This is a genomic window from Kribbella qitaiheensis (genome assembly GCF_014217565.1).
Lineage (GTDB): Bacteria > Actinomycetota > Actinomycetes > Propionibacteriales > Kribbellaceae > Kribbella > Kribbella qitaiheensis_A.
The window spans coordinates 1526325-1542508 of the sequence record NZ_CP043661.1 but is presented as its reverse complement, the minus strand read 5'-3'; the positions used below and the strand labels follow the sequence as shown (position 1 = coordinate 1542508).

11 protein-coding genes are annotated in these 16184 nt (G+C 68.5%); 4 read left to right on the top strand and 7 right to left on the bottom strand.

Translation table 11 applies throughout. The features are described 5' to 3' along the window. Positions 1–83 precede the first annotated feature (83 nt). From F1D05_RS06965 to F1D05_RS06935, 7 genes are read right to left on the bottom strand one after another with little or no spacing between them, the layout of a single operon-like run. Complete coding sequence (locus F1D05_RS06965) at positions 84–1205, bottom strand: M20/M25/M40 family metallo-hydrolase (RefSeq protein ID WP_185446518.1); 1122 nt, start codon at positions 1203–1205, stop codon at positions 84–86. Continuing rightward, on the bottom strand, positions 1205–4537 hold the full coding sequence (locus F1D05_RS06960; RefSeq protein ID WP_185446517.1) for an LpqB family beta-propeller domain-containing protein: 3333 nt from the start codon (positions 4535–4537) through the stop codon (positions 1205–1207). Before F1D05_RS06960 ends, F1D05_RS06965 begins: the two co-directional genes overlap by 1 nt. Further along, positions 4534–5322, bottom strand: coding sequence for an ABC transporter ATP-binding protein (locus F1D05_RS06955; RefSeq protein ID WP_185446516.1), 789 nt, complete (start codon positions 5320–5322; stop codon positions 4534–4536). The genes F1D05_RS06960 and F1D05_RS06955 overlap by 4 nt, the downstream gene beginning before the upstream one ends. Further along, positions 5319–7232 carry a dipeptide/oligopeptide/nickel ABC transporter permease/ATP-binding protein gene (locus tag F1D05_RS06950; protein ID WP_185446515.1) on the bottom strand — a complete coding sequence of 638 codons (1914 nt, stop codon included), beginning with the start codon at positions 7230–7232 and terminating at the stop codon, positions 5319–5321. Before F1D05_RS06950 ends, F1D05_RS06955 begins: the two co-directional genes overlap by 4 nt. Next, on the bottom strand, positions 7232–8224 hold the full coding sequence (locus tag F1D05_RS06945) for an ABC transporter permease (RefSeq protein WP_185446514.1): 993 nt from the start codon (positions 8222–8224) through the stop codon (positions 7232–7234). Before F1D05_RS06945 ends, F1D05_RS06950 begins: the two co-directional genes overlap by 1 nt. After that, positions 8224–9810 carry an ABC transporter substrate-binding protein gene (locus F1D05_RS06940; RefSeq protein WP_185446513.1) on the bottom strand — a complete coding sequence of 529 codons (1587 nt, stop codon included), beginning with the start codon at positions 9808–9810 and terminating at the stop codon, positions 8224–8226. The genes F1D05_RS06945 and F1D05_RS06940 overlap by 1 nt, the downstream gene beginning before the upstream one ends. Positions 9811–9835: 25 nt before the next feature. Continuing rightward, a complete protein-coding gene (locus F1D05_RS06935) occupies positions 9836–11224 on the bottom strand; it encodes a serine hydrolase domain-containing protein (RefSeq protein ID WP_185446512.1) in 1389 nt (462 codons plus the stop codon). A 142-nt stretch (positions 11225–11366) separates the two neighbouring features. On the opposite strand from F1D05_RS06935, the gene F1D05_RS06930 reads away from it, so the two are divergent. The 4 genes from F1D05_RS06930 to F1D05_RS06915 all read left to right on the top strand — a co-directional run bounded on the left by F1D05_RS06930 (position 11367) and on the right by F1D05_RS06915 (position 16097). Beyond that, entirely contained in the window at positions 11367–12029 is a 663-nt protein-coding gene (locus tag F1D05_RS06930) for a nucleotidyltransferase domain-containing protein (RefSeq protein ID WP_185446511.1), read from the top strand. 753 nt (positions 12030–12782) lie between these two features. Continuing rightward, entirely contained in the window at positions 12783–13985 is a 1203-nt protein-coding gene (locus F1D05_RS06925) for a cysteine desulfurase family protein (RefSeq protein ID WP_185446510.1), read from the top strand. Further along, positions 13985–15079, top strand: a complete 1095-nt coding sequence (gene mnmA / locus F1D05_RS06920; RefSeq protein WP_185446509.1) for a tRNA 2-thiouridine(34) synthase MnmA — start codon at positions 13985–13987, stop codon at positions 15077–15079. The genes F1D05_RS06925 and mnmA overlap by 1 nt, the downstream gene beginning before the upstream one ends. 10 nt (positions 15080–15089) lie before the next feature. Further along, positions 15090–16097: a methionine synthase vitamin-B12 independent gene (locus tag F1D05_RS06915; protein ID WP_246486481.1), complete on the top strand. Its 1008-nt coding sequence runs from the start codon at positions 15090–15092 to the stop codon at positions 16095–16097. Positions 16098–16184 lie beyond the last annotated feature (87 nt).

The following is a 16184-nucleotide window of genomic DNA, read 5'->3' as shown; positions in this document are numbered from 1 at the left end:
GCGGAGGCGGGCCGCCGCCAAGCTGTCCCGGGCGGCAGCGTCGGACAGGCCGATCTCCACCAGGCCGGTGCTGTCGGGGGCGCTCACGGTCTGTCCAGCAAGTCGGCGATCAGCGCGGTCAGCAAGGCCGTCCTCGGCGCGATCTCGGCCACGACGACATGCTCGTCATCGGCGTGGGCACCGCCACCGACAGCACCCAAGCCGTCCAGGGTCGGAGTACCGATGCCGGCCGTGAAGTTGCCGTCGGATCCACCACCGACGGAGATCTCCCGCAGCGGCTCGAGCCCGAGGTCCGCAGCGAGACCGGAAGCCCGCAGATAAAGGCTTTCGGACATCTTCCGCTCCAGCGGCGGCCGGTTCGGGCCACCGAGAATCTCCAACGACGCTCCGGCGAGCACGGGCGTCAACGCATGCATCGCCTCATCCACCCGAAGCTGCTCCGCCACCTCTCGGGCCCGCCCATCGACCTGGAAGGCCGCAGCGGCGGGCACCGTGTTCCTCGTCGTACCGGAGGTCGAGGAAGTCGGCGTCACGGTCGTCCCGAGCGAAGCATCGCCGAGCTGGCTGACGGCGAGGATCTGATGCGCGGCCTCGATGCTGGCGTTGATCCCGAGTTCCGGTTCGAGTCCTGCGTGCGAGGCGCGACCGAGGATCCTGATCTCGTAGGTGGACACACCCTTGCGCTCCAACTTCAAAGCACCGTCCGCCGACGCCTCCAGAACGAGCGCGGCGACGCAACCCGCCGCCTCCTCCTCGATGAGCGCGCGAGACGTCGGCGATCCCAACTCCTCGTCGCCCGTCACCAGCAGCGTCACGCCTGAAGAAGAAGGCAATGCGGCGATCGCATGGAAGGCCATCACCAGACCGGTCTTCATGTCGAAGCACCCAGGCCCACGCAGTACGCCGTCCTCGATCACGAACGGATGCGTCGCCAGCGAGCCGATCGGCCAGACCGTGTCGTGATGCCCGAGCACCAGCACGCGCGACGGCGCGTCGCCGAGCCGCCAGCGCAGATGCGTCCGGCCATCGACGACCACGTACTCCGGTGCGCTGCCGAGCAGGCGGCTCCCGAGCTCGGCAACCACGTCCGCGCTCCGAGCCACCGCCGGCAGATCCGAAGACGGCGACTCGCAGGTCACCAACGTCTCCAGATCGGCCAGCAACGCCGGCAACGCAGCCCGCAGCTGCTCGACCAGCGAGCCCATCAGCTCACCTTCGGCGTGGCTCGGACCCCGGCGTGCAGGTACTTCTCGCCGGTGGGCAGCGAGTAGAACGTCACCGGCATCCAGGTCAGCGACCCCGGCGGCCGGACGGCGAACAAGTCACCGCTCTCGTCGACCGGGATCAGGTCGAACTCGTGCGTCGGCTCCGGCATCAGCTCGGCAAGCGGCCCGGTCGTCGTCGTCCGCAGAATCGCCTGCCCGTCCCGGACCAGCACCTCTTCCAGAGTGCTCGCCCGCTCGTAGCGGCCGACGTGCCGGTGCAGATCGACCACCGGCGGCTCGGCCGGCGGGGCAAGCGGCGCCGGCATGGACACGTCGGCGAGCTCGGCGAAGATCTCGCGGTACAGCTCCTGATACAGATCACGCGTGTTGCCGCCGTTGGTCAGTAGCGCCACGGCGAGCCCTTCGGAGGGGAGCACTCGCAGGAAGGCGGCCTGGCCGATCGTGTTGCCGTCGTGCCCGAGCAACCGCTGACCGTCCCAGCCGAACCTGATCCAGCCGAGTCCCCACGAGTCACCGAGGATGTACTTGTCCGGCAGGTCAGCGTGCTTCGCGGCCATCAGCGTCGCGGTCTCCTCGCGCAGCAGTTGAGTGCCGTCCGGGGCCTTTCCGCCATTCAGATGGAGTCGGGCAAAGGCCAAGGTGTCGGCAACCGTCGAGTGGATCGTGCCCGCCGGTCCCACCGACCGGGGCAGACTCCAGACCGGCGCCCGCGTCGGCTCCTCGCCGGGCTCGCCGACATGCCCGACCGCGACTCGATGCAGCAGCGCCTCCTCCGGCAGCGTGCCCGTGTGGTCGAGCCCGAGCGGCACGATGATCCGCTCTCGCAGTACCTGGTCCCAGGTCTTGCCGGTGAGCTTCTCGATCACCCGGCCGGCCAGTGAGAAGCCGGAGTTGCAGTAGGACCAGGTGGCGCCGAGCGGATGGTTCTGGGCGACCTCGGCCAGCCCGTCGACGTACTTCTCCAGGCAGTCGTCACCGCGCCCCGTGTCGGTGAAGACGTCGCCGTCGATCCCGCTGGTGTGCGTCAGCAGATGCCGCATCGTCACCTGCTTGGCGACATCGGGATCACCCAGCCGGAGCTCCGGCAGTACCTCGATGATCGGCGCGTCCAGGTCGAGCAGCCCCTCGTCGACGAGTTGCATCGCCAGCGTCGCCGTCCAGACCTTCGAGACCGACCCGATCTGGAAGACCGAATCGGCGGTCGTCGCCAGACCTGTGTCCTTGAAGACGACTCCGGTCGCGGCCTCGACCAACTCGTCATCCACCCCGGACCGCAGACGCAGGATGCCGAGAGTCGCACCCGGTACGCCATGCTTCGCCGCGAGCGTGTCCAGCCGGTGCTGCCAGTGCGCGACGTCGATCCGGGCGCGACGCGGACCGGCCGCGTCACCGGCGTACTGCTCGACCCACTGGAGGATCCGTCGGTTGAAGTCGAGCCGGTGCGACAACCTGCCCTCGACGATGAAGAGGTGACTCGCGTCCGGATACAGCACGAGTTGCGTTGGCACACCTTGCTCGCGCAGCGCGGTGTGCCACTGCTGGGCCTGGCCCACCGGGCAACGCACATCAGCGTCGCCGTGCAGCACCAGAGTCGGCGTCTTCACCTTGTCGACCTGACTGAACGGAGACATCGCGCTGAAGTCACCAGGGCCGTTCAGCTCGTAGGCGCTGAGGAAATGGCCGCTGTCCGACGTACCGGCCATGCTGGTCAGGTCGCTGACCACGCCACCGGTGACGGCCGCCGCGAACCTGTTGTCGCGACTCGTCAGATAGCAGGTCAGGTAGCCGCCGTAGCTGTACCCCGCCACGGCGAGGCGGTCGCCGTCAGCGATGCCCTCGGCAACCAATTCGTCGAGCGGCTCGAGAAAGTCCTTCGCGTCCGCGGTGCCCCAGGCGCCGAGCGCGGCGTTGAAGAACGCCTCGCCGTAGCCGTCGCTGCCGCGCGGATTCATCAGCAGGACGGTCCAGCCCCGGGCCGCGAGCTCCTGGTGGTAGAGGTGCACCTCGTCGGCCACCGCGTTCCACGCGTTGTGCGGACCGCCGTGGATGTCGAGCAGCAGCGGCTGCGGCCCGGTCGCCGCAGGATCGCGGATCAGGTAGCCGGCCACCACCGTGCCGTCGGAGACGGTGAACTCGCGTTCCTCCCTGGCGAAGTGCTCCACGTCGGCCAGCTTCTCGCCGTACGACGTGCGTGGGGTGACCGTGCTGCTCGACAGGTCCAGTGTGACGATCTCGCCGTACGACGTCTCGGTGGTCAGCACGAGCGCAGCGGTCCCGCCCGCGACCGTGAGGCCGGAAACGTTCTGACCTGCCCGGCCCAGCACCAGCTCTGGCGCGCCGCCGGCGACCGGTACGGAGTACAGGTGACTGCAGCCGCGCTCGCGGACGGCGAAGAGGACCGTTTGGCCGTCGTCGATGAGGACCGGCAGTGCACCCGGGTAGGCCGGTCCGCCGGGCATCACGTTGCGATCGAGCGGCGCTGCAAGATTCTCCACCTGGCCGGCGCCGAGCGTCAGTCGTAGCAAGCCCGCGTGTCCGACCGGACCGGCGAGGTTGCCGACGATCAGCAGCGACTCGCTGTCAGCTGTCCAGAGCACCGGACCGGCCAGGCCTTCGGCGAGGCCGGCCAGCTGAGGCTGTGCCTTCTCGTCGGTCGCGTCGAGCACGTACGCCGGTGCTGTCGGGCTGAGGTCGGCGTCGGGAGCGGTCATGGCTCCGAAGGCCAGCTTGGTGCCATCTGGCGACCAAGCCGGGGCACCGGCGTGCCAGTCACCCTCGGTGGCCTGCCTGCATTTCTTCGTACCGACGTCGAGCAGATGGAGGTGCTTGCGGATCGTACGCAGCCAGCCGGCGCCGTCGGCCTGGTAGTCCAGCCGCTCGGTGACGATCGGCGTATGGCCACGCGCCTTGTCGTCCAGACCGGCAATGTCCACTGGTGCACTGAAGGCGATGCGGGTCCCGTCCGGACTCCACTGCGGCGCCCCTGCACCGAGCGGCAGCGTGGTCACCTGCTCGGGCTCACCACCGCCGATCGGAAGCAGCCAGAGCTGTGCAGGGCCGTCCTTGGCGCGCAGGAACGCCAGCTGCGTCCCATCGGGCGACCAGACTGGAGTGCTGTCGGCATCGCCTCTGGTCAGCTGCTGCGGCTCGCCACCGGACGCTGGTACGCGCCACAGGCTGCGCAGCATCCGGTCGCCTTCCAGGTCAGCGGTCCGCAGTACGTAAGCGATCTGGGTCGCGTCGGGCGACAGAGCCGGCTGCTCCGGTACTACGAGTTCGGTCAGATCGTCGATGCGCAGACGTCGGGTCACGGGGAAGTCCTCCTTGAATGCGGCGGTAGCGAAGTCGTGCGGCGAGGTGCGGCCGCGAGAAGCTCTTGGGTATAGGCGTGCTGGGGGTTGCCGAGGACCTCGTGGGCGGCCCCGAATTCCACGATCCGCCCGAGGTACATCACGGCGATCAGGTCGCTCACGTAGCGGACGACGGCCAGGTTGTGCGAGATGAACAGCATCGACAGCTGGAGTTCCCGCTGCAACGAGCGGACCAGGTTGAGCACGGTGCCCTGAACAGAGACGTCCAGGGCCGAGGTGATCTCGTCGGCGATGATCACGTCGGGCTGCCCGGCCAGCGCGCGGGCGATGGCGACCCGTTGCCGCTGACCGCCGGACAACGCGCCCGGGTAGGCGGTCGCCCGGCCGGCATCGAGCCCGACCAGCTCGAGCAGCCGGTCGACCTCCTCGCGTTGATGCTTCCTCGGCGACCGGGGGATGGCTTCGGCGATCGAGTCGCCGATCGTCATCCGCGGATCGAGTGACGAGTAGGGATCCTGGAACACCATCTGCAGCGGTCTGCCCGCGGCCCGATTCGGCCGGGCCCGATGGTCGATCGGTACGCCGTCCAGCAGGATCCGCCCCGACGACGGCTCGGCCAGCCCGACCGCCGTACGGGCCAGTGTCGTCTTGCCCGACCCAGATTCGCCCACCAGTCCGACCACCTGGCCGGACGGGACGGTCAGGTCGACCCCGTCGACCGCGGTCATCGCGCGGCTGCCCGTGCCGAACCGGACCGACACCTGGTCGAAACGCAGTTCGCTCATAGCTGCCCCGTCCGGATCGACTCGGTGCCTGGATACCGAGCTTGCCAGGCCGCCGAACCCTGCGGGTTCCAGCAGGCCACCTGATGTACCGGACCGTGCCCGACCAGCGAAGGGTCCTCGCTGCGGCACCGATCCTCGGCGAACTCACACCGCGCCGCGAACGCGCACCCGGTCGGGAAGTGAGCCGGATCCACCGGCCGCCCCGGGATCACGGCCAGCGGCTCGTCGAGCGGCGTGTCCAGATCCGGTACCGCGGCCAGCAGCGCCCGCGTGTACGGATGGCGGGCCCCGGTCACGAGGTCGCTCGCAGGCAGGTCCTCGACGATGCGTCCGGCGTACATCACCAGGACGCGATCGCAGACCTGTGCGACGACCGTGATGTCGTGGCTGATCAGCAGTATGGCGACCTCGTTCTCCGTCCGGATCTGCTCGAGCAGCTGAAGCACCTGCTGTTGCACGGTGACGTCGAGCGCGGTGGTCGGCTCATCGGCGACGATCAGCGCGGGCGTGCCCATCAGGCCCATCCCGATCATCGCCCGCTGCCGCATCCCGCCCGAGAATTCATGGGGATACTGCCGCGCTCGCCGTTCGGGCTCAGGGATCCGGACGGCCCGGAGCCGGTGGATCGCCCGGCTCATCGCCTGCCGCCGGGACAATCCTTGATGCTCTCGAACGCCTTCGGTGAGCTGGACCCCGATCCGCTTCGTCGGGTTGAACGACGTCATCGGATCCTGGAACACCATCGCGAACGACGTACCCAGCAGGCGTCGCCGAGCGGCCGCAGTACTCCGAACGGCGGCCCGGCCGAGCAGAGGCGCACCGAGGAACGACAGCTCGGACGCCCGCACCTGCCCGGGCGACTCGATCAGCTGGGCGACGGCGAGCGCGGTCAGACTCTTGCCCGAGCCGGACTCACCGACCACGCCGACGATCTCGCCCTTGCCGATCGTGAAGCTGATCCCGCGGACCGGTGTGACCGGCCCTGGGAAGCTGACGTACAGGTCTTTGACGACCAGGACGTCATCGTCGTGAACCGGCGCAGCCGGCCTGGTCTCCGGCGCTCTGTCCGGCAACCCTTTCAGGACCGGTACGCCGAAGCCCTTCGCGACAGCCTCTCCGAACAGGTTGAACGCCAGGCCGGCGATGACTACGGCCAGACCAGGCGCCAGCGCGGCGGCCGGATGCACGTAGATGCTGTTGAGGCTCTCGCCCATCAACCGGCCCCAGTCGTACGCCGGTGCCTGGACGCCCAGGCCGAGGAACGACAGGCCGGCAAAGGCGAGCAAGGCGCCGCCGGCACCGATCGTCGCGTTCACCACGAGCGGTTCGGCGATGTTCGGGAGGATGTGCAGCGGCAGCATCCGGAACCGCCCGACCCCCGCGATCCGCGCGGCCGCGACGAAGTCCCGCTGCGCGACACCGGCCACCAGGGTCTGCGTCAGTCGCGCGAACGACGGTGCTCCAGCGAAACCGATGGCCAGTACTGCGCCTTTCGCGCCCACTCCGAAGATGACCGCGAAGAACAGCGCGAGCAGCAGGCCTGGGAACGCGACCGCGATGTTCACCACGGCCGTGGCCAGGCGGCCACCGCGCCGACCCAGCACTGTCGGTGCACAGCCGAGCGCTAGTCCGCAGACGACCGCGATCAAGGTCGCTACCAAGGCAAGCAGGATCGAAGTACGGGAGGCGACGAGGACCCGGTAGAAGATGTCACGGCCGAGACTGTCGGTGCCGAGCAAGTGCTGTGCGGAGCTGCCTTCCAGCAAGTGCTCGGTGTCGATCGCGGTCGCCTGGTGAGTCCACAGCAGGGGAGCGACGAGAGCGAGCAGCAGTACTGCGAGTAGGAGCACTCCCGCGCCGGCGCCGACCGGCGTACGTAGTACTGCAATCCATCGAGCTGTCTTCTTCATCAGCTCTCCCGGATGGTCGATCGCGGATCCAGCAGGGCGAGGACTACATCGACCGTCAGGTTCACCAGCAGGACGCCTGCGCCATAGATGAGTACTACGCCCTGCACCAGCGGGTAGTCCTTGGCCAGGATCGAGGACACGATCGTGCTGCCCAGTCCCGGCCAGCTGAAGACGTTCTCGACCAGTACGGTCCCGGCAACCATCCCGCCCAGCAGGAGACCGCCCAAGGTGATCGTGGCCGTCACTGCATTAGGCAGCGCGTGCCGCAGGTAAACAGCCACAGCAGGAAGTCGCTTGGCCCGCGCAGTCCGCAGATAGTCCGTCTGCAGTACTGCGAGCAGCTCCACGCGACAGATGCGTGCAAGCACCGCTGCCGGTCCGACTGAGAGTGAAAGAACAGGCAGCAGGTACGACGAGAAGTTGCCGCGTCCGGCTACTGGCAGCCAGTGCAGCTTCACGGCGAAGAGGTAGACGAGCCCGACGGCCAGCAGGAACTCAGGGATCGCGGCCATCACCACTGTGACCGATGTGAAGGTCAGCTCGGTGCGTGGCCGGCGCCCGGCCCGGGTGAGTACACCCATGGCCAGGCCGACCGGCAGCGCGATGAGTACGGCGACAAGGAAGGCAGCGACGGCCAACTGGAGCGTGGCCGGGAGGCGATCCCGGATCACGTCGGAGACCGGGAGGCCCGTGGTGATTGACGTACCGAGGTTGCCGGTGAAGAGGTGTTGCAGGAAATGCAGGTACTGCTGCCACAGCGGGTCGTTGAGGCCGAGCGACTCGCGCTGGGCGTCGACAACGCTCTGCGCCGTCGCCGGTCCGAGCGCTCCTCGTACGGGGTCGCCGGGGATCAGGTGGATCATCAGGAATGCCGCGCTGACCAGCACCAGCACGGACCCGACGAGGCGCCCGAGCCGGCGGGCGGCGAACCGCACCCACGGATGGGTGGTGAAGTTCGCCGCCGTACCGGAGACGTTGACTGTCGTCGCCACTAGCTCGCCAGCATCCGGATCGATCCGGGGTCGACGCCGTCGTTCAGTTCGAAGGTCGCGCCCTTGGCGAAGATCGGCACGGTGGAGTTGACGAACGGCACCACGTTGACCTGCTCGAACAGCGCGCGCTCCGCGCCCGCCCACTCGGCGCAGCCGTCCGCTCCGGCGATCTTGGCCGCCTTGGCGACCCCCGCGTCGTACTGGGGGTTCTTGATCGAGGAGAAGTTGCTGCCGTTCGGCGGCCCGGTGCCGGACAGGAAGCTGACGAGCTGGCTGGGCAAGTTGGTCGTCAGCGGGATCAGGCCGGCGTGCCAGGTGCCTTGGCCGCCGAGGACGATGGTGCTGAGCTCGGCGGTCGAGATGGCTTTGAGCGAGATGTCGACGCCGAGGTCCTTCCACGCCTTCTGCAGCAGTTCCGCACCCGACTGCATGGTCGGGCCAAGGGTGGTCGGGTAGTAGAAGACCAAGGTGAGCTTGGCGCCGTCCTTCGCCCGGATGCCGTCGGCGGCCGCCTTCCAGCCGGCCGCGTCGAGGCCTGCCTTGGCCGCGTCGAGATCGTGGCCGGGCAGGTTGCCGGTGACGGTGTCGTCGTTGCAGGGACCCGTACCGGGAACGGTCAGACTGGTGGTCGGCTTACCGGTTCCGCTGGTCAGCACTTTGCCGAGCTGAGCCAGGTCGAGGGCTTGCGTCAACGCTTTGCGCACGGCGACGTCAGCGGTCGGCAGGCCTGCCTTCTGGTTGAACCAGAGCTCACCCAACGGAGTACCCAGCGTGCGCGTGAAGAGCTTCTGCGCTTCCAGCCGCTGCTTGTCGGGACCGGCGATGGCGACGATGTTGACCTGCCCGGCGAGCAGTAGGTTCGCCGCGGTGGTCTCGTTCGCCACCACCTTGAGGATCACCTTGTCCGGCATCCCTGGCTGCTCGGCCTTGAAGTCGCCCGCGCCCCACGCGTACTCCTTGCGGCGGGTCAGCGTGAAGTGGTCGCCGGGGACAGCCTCGGTGACCTTGAACTGGCCGGTGCCGTCCGAGCCCTGCTTGAGCAGGGTGCGGTCCTTCATGCCCTCGCTGCAGACGATGTGCAGACCGCCGATGTTGCGGACCAGGAAGGCGTCGGGAGCAGGCGCTGTCACGGTGACCGTGCCCGCCGCGTCGTCGCCGATGGCCTTGGCGCCCGGTGCGACGAAGACGCCGATCCGGGTCGACTTGCTGGCCGGGTTGCCGACGAAGTTGATGTTCTCGGCGACGGTGCTCGCGGTCAACGGGCTGCCGTCCTGACAGGTGATGCCCTTGCGCAGCGTGTACTTCGCGGTGGTCGTCGTGCCTTCCCACTTCTCCGCGAGACCCGCCACCTGCTTCCCGGTCCCGTCGACGTTGACCAGGGAGTCGTAGAGGAACGCGTCGACCTGCTTCGTGATCGACAGCGAGGTGAACTGCGGGTCGAGGTTGCCCGGGTCGGCGCCCAGCGCCATGGTCAGCGTCTGGCCCGCCACCGGCTTGCCCGCACCGGTGGTCTCCTGACCCGAACTGCAGGCGGACAAGGCGAGTCCGGCGACCAGCACGCCGGCGATCGCGACGGTATGTCTCATGGTTTCTCCAAGGGGTCGGACGGGATCAGGCATGGGCGCGGCGGATGGCCCGGCCGTTGTGCAGGTAGAGCGCGTGGCCGTTGCCGTCGTCGCCGAGGAAGACCTGCGGCATGTGCACCCCGTTGTCGGCCTTCAGGGCGATCAGGCTCTCCGCGTTGCGGCCGACCAGCTCGACCGGCTCGGGGGCGGGGCCCAGGTCGGCGAAGATGCCCTTCGGTGTCTGGTCGAGCCAGACCCTGCCGTCGTCGTCCTGACGAACGGTGATGTCGGCGACCTCGCAGCTGTAGGTGCCGAGCATCCGCTCCGCGTCGATCGGTACGGCGGTGGCCGGCGGCTTGGGCAGCGCGGGCAGCTCCAGGCCGGCCAGTTCCTTGACGATGTGGCTGACGATGGTCTCGTAGAGCCCGATGACATCACCGCCGTTGGTCAGCACCGTGACGGCCAGACCGTGCTCGGGGACGATGCGCAGGAAGGCGTTCTGGCCGATGGTCCCGCCGTCGTGGCCGATCACCGTGGTGCCGTCCCAGTCGAAGATCTCCCAGCCGAGTCCCCATGAGTCGCCCATCAGGCCGAGCGCGGGCACCTTCACCTGCGCGGTCTGCATCGCCTCGACGCTCGCCGGACTCAGTACCGACGTACCGTCTGCCGCTGTTCCTGAGTCGAGGTGCAGCTTGGCGAAGGTGAGCAGGTCGCGCGGCCGCATCGCGAGCATCGCGCCGGCGGGCGCCATGCCCCGGGTCATCCCCCAGAACGGAGCTGGTACGGGTGCCGCATCGGGAGCGGGGCGGAGGTGCCCGACCGCGGCGCGATACAGGATCGCCTCGTACGGGTCGGTGGCCGCGTGGGCCAGGCCGAGCGGGGTGAAGAGGTGCTCGCGGAGGGCGGCGTCGAACCGCTTTCCGCGCAGTACCTCGATCAATCGGCCGAGGACGGCGAAGCCGGCGTTGTTGTAGGAGAACATCTCGCCGGGGCTGAAGAGCTGGCCGACCTTGGCCAGCGTGGGGACGAACTTCTCGACGGCGTCGTCGCCCTTGCCGGTCTCGCTGAAGATGTCGCCTTCGAAGCCCGACGTGTGGCTCAGCAGCTGACGGATGGTGATCGCGGCCGCCGCCTCGTCGTCGCCGAGGACGAACTCGGGGAGGTAGTCACGCAACGGTTTGTCCAGGTCGACCTTGCCCTCGTCGACGAGCTGCATCACCAGCGTCGTCGTCCAGACCTTCGTGATCGAGCCGATCTGGAACACGCTGTCGGCGTTCGTCTCGACACCGGTCGCCGTACTCAGTACGCCGGCCGCGTGGTCGATCACCTCGCCGCCGAACAGCACTCCGACCGCCGTACCGGGGACCTCGTGCTCGGTAATCAGCGCCGGCAGCCGGTCTTGTAGCCACGTCTCGATCTCGCTCAGGGTCGCCATGTACCGACGCTAGGACCGTCCGGAGGGGGAGTATTCGTCGGCGGTGACGAGTGCCGGGACGTTTTTCGTCCGATCCGATGAAGTCCGCCTGGCCGGGTACTGCGATGGCTCTCCGGGCCCGGGTCGGTGTGAGGATCTGAAGATGGGCGCAGCGGAGAAGCGGTACTGGTATGCGGACGGGCTCGATCCGGAAGAGCTGAAGTTCCAGCGGCTGTACGGGCCGGTCGAGGCCGCGACCCGGGACGAGGCGAAGGAGTTCTTCGGTGGACTCGGGCTGCCCTGGTGGGTGGCCGGCGGCTGGTCGATCGAGGCGTTCACCGGCGTACCGCGGCACCACGACGACCTCGACGTGTCGTTCTGGCGGCGCGAGGTGCCGGCGCTGGTCCAATACGCCGAGGGCCGGTACGACGTGTGGTCGGCGGGGAGCGCTTCGATCTTCCCGCTCACCGTCGACAAGCCGGAGATGCCGGACACCGCCGACCAGGTCTGGCTCCGCGAGCACGCCCTCGCCCCGTGGAAGTACGACGTGGTCCTGAATCCGGACCGGGACGGCCGCTGGGTCTTCCGCCGTGATCCCACCCTCGACTACGACCTCGACGAGATCACCTGGATCGCCGACGACGGCATCCGCTACCTCAACCCGGAGATGACACTCGCCTACAAGGCCAAACACGACCGCCCCAAGGACCGCCGGGACCTGGAGGTCACCCTCCCGCTGCTTTCGGCGCCCCAGCGCGGCTGGCTCGCCGACATGGTCCACCACCTGCACCCCGACCACGCCTGGCTGGAGCAGATCCGCACTTGACCCGCCTCACGCCGCTCCTAACTTGCCGCTCGCAGCCACCCGGTCACGCGGCTCCTGCCGATTCGGGTGTTCGGGATCGCCTGAGCCGGGCCGATTCGGGTGTTCGGGATCGCCTGAGCCGGGCCGATTCGGGTGTTCGGGATCGCCAGCCAGGCAGTGCATTCCGAAATCCTTGCCGCCGATGTCGAGTTGGGCGCCACCGCTGCCGGGTTCAGCCCGATCAGCCCGATCACTGCCTGGTTGGGTGACCGTGGCCCTCGGCCGGCCGGGACCTGGCCCGTTCGGCCCGAAACGGCCGGGCCCGTGCCCGGATCCCCGCCCCTGTGTCCCGATCGACAGGTAATGGCTGCCTCTACCGCCCTGGGCGTCGTCGGGCTGAGCGTGGCACCCTGGCGGGGGACCGGCCATTATCTGTCGGTCGGGACAAGGACCCGTTGCGGTGGGGTTGGCCCCTCCTTCGAGGGGTCCACTCCTCCTGTGGGGGTTACCCCACTGCTAGAGCAGTGGGGCAACCCCCTTCAGGAGGACTTGAGCCGCCTCTTCGCCGAGCATCACCCCGGCCAGCCTCGGCGTCAGCTCAGCCGCGACGTAGTTGCGTTGGACCGGAGCGGTGGGTCGAGTAATCGACGGAGGAGGTGCGAAGCGGGCTCGACGTGCCGGGCCGGTGTGCCGACGGACGAGTGGTGGAGGAATCATTCCTGAAGTGCCGGCTGAAACGGGAACATCCGCGCGGGACTTACCCTTATGACTGTTATGACCACAACTGCGCGCCGTACGGTCTACCTGGATCATGCCGCGACGACTCCGATGCTGCCGGCGGCGATCGAGGCGATGACCTCGCACCTCGGGCGTACCGGTAACGCTTCTTCGTTGCACGGCTCCGGGCGGGCGGCGAGGCGGACGGTCGAGGAGTCCCGGGAGACGATCGCCGAGGCGCTGAACGCTCAGCCGAGCGAGGTGGTCTTCACTTCGGGCGGCACCGAGGCGGACAATCTGGCGCTCAAGGGGCTGTGGTGGGCCCGCCTCGCCGACAATCCGGCGCGCAGACGGATCCTGCTGGGCGGGATCGAGCATCACGCAGTATTGGATCCGGCGATCTGGCTGGCTCAGCACGAGGGCGCTGAGATCGAGTGGCTGCCTGTGGATGAGCTTGGCCGGGTGCAGCCCGACAGCGTCGCCGAGGCGATCGCGAAGGATCCGGAGAGCGTGTCCTTCGTCACGTTGATGATGGCGAACAACGAGGTCGGTACACTGCAGCCGATCCAGGAGATCGCGGCGATCGCGGCGACCCACGACATTCCCGTGCACACCGACGCGGTGCAGGCGATCGGCCAGGTCCCGGTGGACTTCGTCAGCCTCGGCGCGGACGCGATGACCGTATCGGCGCACAAGCTCGGCGGACCGTACGGGATCGGCGCGCTGGTGGTCCGCAAGGAGACCAAGCTTGCGCCGATCCTGCACGGCGGCGGGCAGGAGCGCGACGTACGGTCCGGCACGCTGGATGCGCCCGCGACCGCTGGGTTCGCCGTGGCGCTGGAGTATTCGATCAAGCACCAGGAAGACGAGGCCCGGCGGCTCACGGAGCTGCGGGACGCGCTGATCCGCGGTGTCGTCGACGCCGCGCCGGGCGCGAAGCTGTCGGGTGACCCGGTCGGGCGTTTGCCCAACAATGCACACCTGTCGTTCAGTGGCTGCGAGGGTGACTCGCTGCTGCTCCTGCTCGACGCACGCGGGATCGAGGTCTCGACCGGGTCCGCGTGCAACTCCGGTGTCGCCGAGCCGAGTCATGTGTTGCTGGCGATGGGGTACGACGACCAGCGGGCGCGCGGCTCGCTCCGGTTCACGCTGGGGCACACCAGCACCCGGGCCGACATCGACGCCGTACTGGACAACATCGGACCGGTAGTGGAGCGGGCGAAGTCCGCAGGTCTGCAGAACGTGGGAAGGAACAACTGATGCGGGTACTCGCAGCCATGTCCGGCGGGGTCGACTCCGCCGTCGCGGCGGCGCGGATGGTCGAGGCCGGGCACGACGTGGTCGGCGTACACCTCGCCCTGAGCCGGAACCCGCAGTCGTACCGCAGTGGCGCTCGCGGCTGCTGCACGATCGAGGACTCGCGCGACGCCCGCCGGGCCGCGGACGTGATCGGCATCCCGTTCTACATCTGGGACATGGCCGAGCGGTTCGCGGCCGACGTGGTGGACGACTTCGTCGCGGAGTACGCGGCCGGCCGGACGCCGAACCCGTGTCTGCGCTGCAACGAGAAGATCAAGTTCAGCGCCGTCCTGGAGCGCGCCCTCGGGCTCGACTTCGACGCTGTCGCGACCGGGCACTACGCGCAGATCGTGGACACCCCAACGGGTCGGGAGCTGCATCGCGCGGTGGACCCGGCCAAGGACCAGTCGTACGTGCTCGGCGTGCTCACGCAGGCGCAGCTGAAGCACGCGTTCTTCCCGCTCGGTGACACCCCGAAGACCGAGATCCGGGCCGAGGCCGAGCGGCGTGGCCTGTCGGTCGCGGCCAAGCCGGACAGCCACGACATCTGCTTCATCGCCGACGGCAACACCGAGGGCTTCCTCAGCAAGCAGCTCGGCGAGGCCCCCGGCGACATCGTCGACTCGTCCGGCACCAAGCTGGGTGAGCACAAGGGCACGCACGGGTTCACGGTCGGCCAGCGCAAGGGCCTGAAGATCGGTACGCCGGCCGCCGACGGCAAGCCCAGGTTCGTCCTGGACATCTCGCCGGTCGATCGCACGGTCACGGTCGGATCGCGCGCGGAGCTGGCGGTCGAGCGGTTGACCGCGTCCAAGCCGCGCTGGTGTGGTCCGGCGCCGACCGAGACGCTGCACGTCAAGGCGCAACTGCGCGCGCACGGCGAGGAGATCGCTGTCACCGCGCGGCTCGTCGATGAGCAGGTGCTGGTGGAGTTCGACGAGCCCGCGGACGCAGTCGCGCCCGGCCAGGCCGTGGTCCTGTACGACGGCACGCGGGTGATTGGTTCGGCCACCATCGACACCGTCGAGCGCGCTGCCCAGACTGTCTCCACATGAGAGGTACTAAGTGACAAGTCCCTTCGGCCCTGCAGCGACCACCGGGATGGGCTCGCTGCCTGGTGAGGACTTCACCGAGTGGACGAAGTACGTGCTGGACGCTGTCACGATCCCGTTCGTCCCAGAGCTCCCTGCCCGCCCGTACGGCGACATGCTCAGCCGCTCGGTGGCCTTGCTGATCGAGCTGGCTGGGGACCTCCAGCCAGCGGGCTGGCGGCTGACCGGTGGCAGCGATCCGCGCGCGAGCATGGACCAGCGGCGGGCGCGGTCTCTGCTGCAGCAGGACTTGGACACGCTGGAAGAGGTCGCAGACGGGTACACAGGCCCGCTGAAGATCCAGAGCACCGGCCCGTGGACTCTGGCCGCCACAGTGGAGCTTCCTCGTGGCGACAAGGTCCTGGCTGACTACGGTGCCCGCCGCGATATTGCCGAGGGACTCGCACACGGCCTGCAACAACACGTGGCCGAGGTACGCCGCCGTGTGCCCGGTGCGGACCTCGTTGTGCAACTGGACGAGCCCGGGCTCCCCGCAGTACTGGCTGGTGCTGTTCCGACGGCCAGTGGGTGGGGCAAGCACCGCTCGGTCGACGGGCCAGGTGCTGTCGAGCTACTGAGTCAGGTGATCGAGGCAGTAGCGCCCGCGATCACTCTGGTTCACTGCTGCGCAGCTAGGCCGCCTATCGAGGTGTTCCGCAAGGCCGGCGCCGGGGGAGTGGCGGTAGACGTCGCCCTACTCACCGAAGCCGCCTGGGAGCAGATCGCCATCGCAGTAGAGGCCGGTACGACCCTGTACGCCGGCGTAGTCCCCACCACGGGCCCTCTTCCGAACCAGGAACAGGCCGCGATGCTCCTCGTCCGCCGCTGGCGCGAACTAGGCCTCGACCCAGAACTCATGAAGCAGGTCGTAATCACCCCCGCCTGCGGCCTCTCCGGTGCCACCTCAGGCGCCGACGCCCGCTCCCGCCTAGCCCTACTCCGCAAGACCGCCGACCTAATAGGCGAAAAAGCAGAGGAGTAATCACCGGCCCGGCCGCTGTTCTCCGCCCACACCCTTCGGGTGGCGCCGCCCTCCTCGCACTCGCCTTTCCTTCCCTTCCGGCTTGCC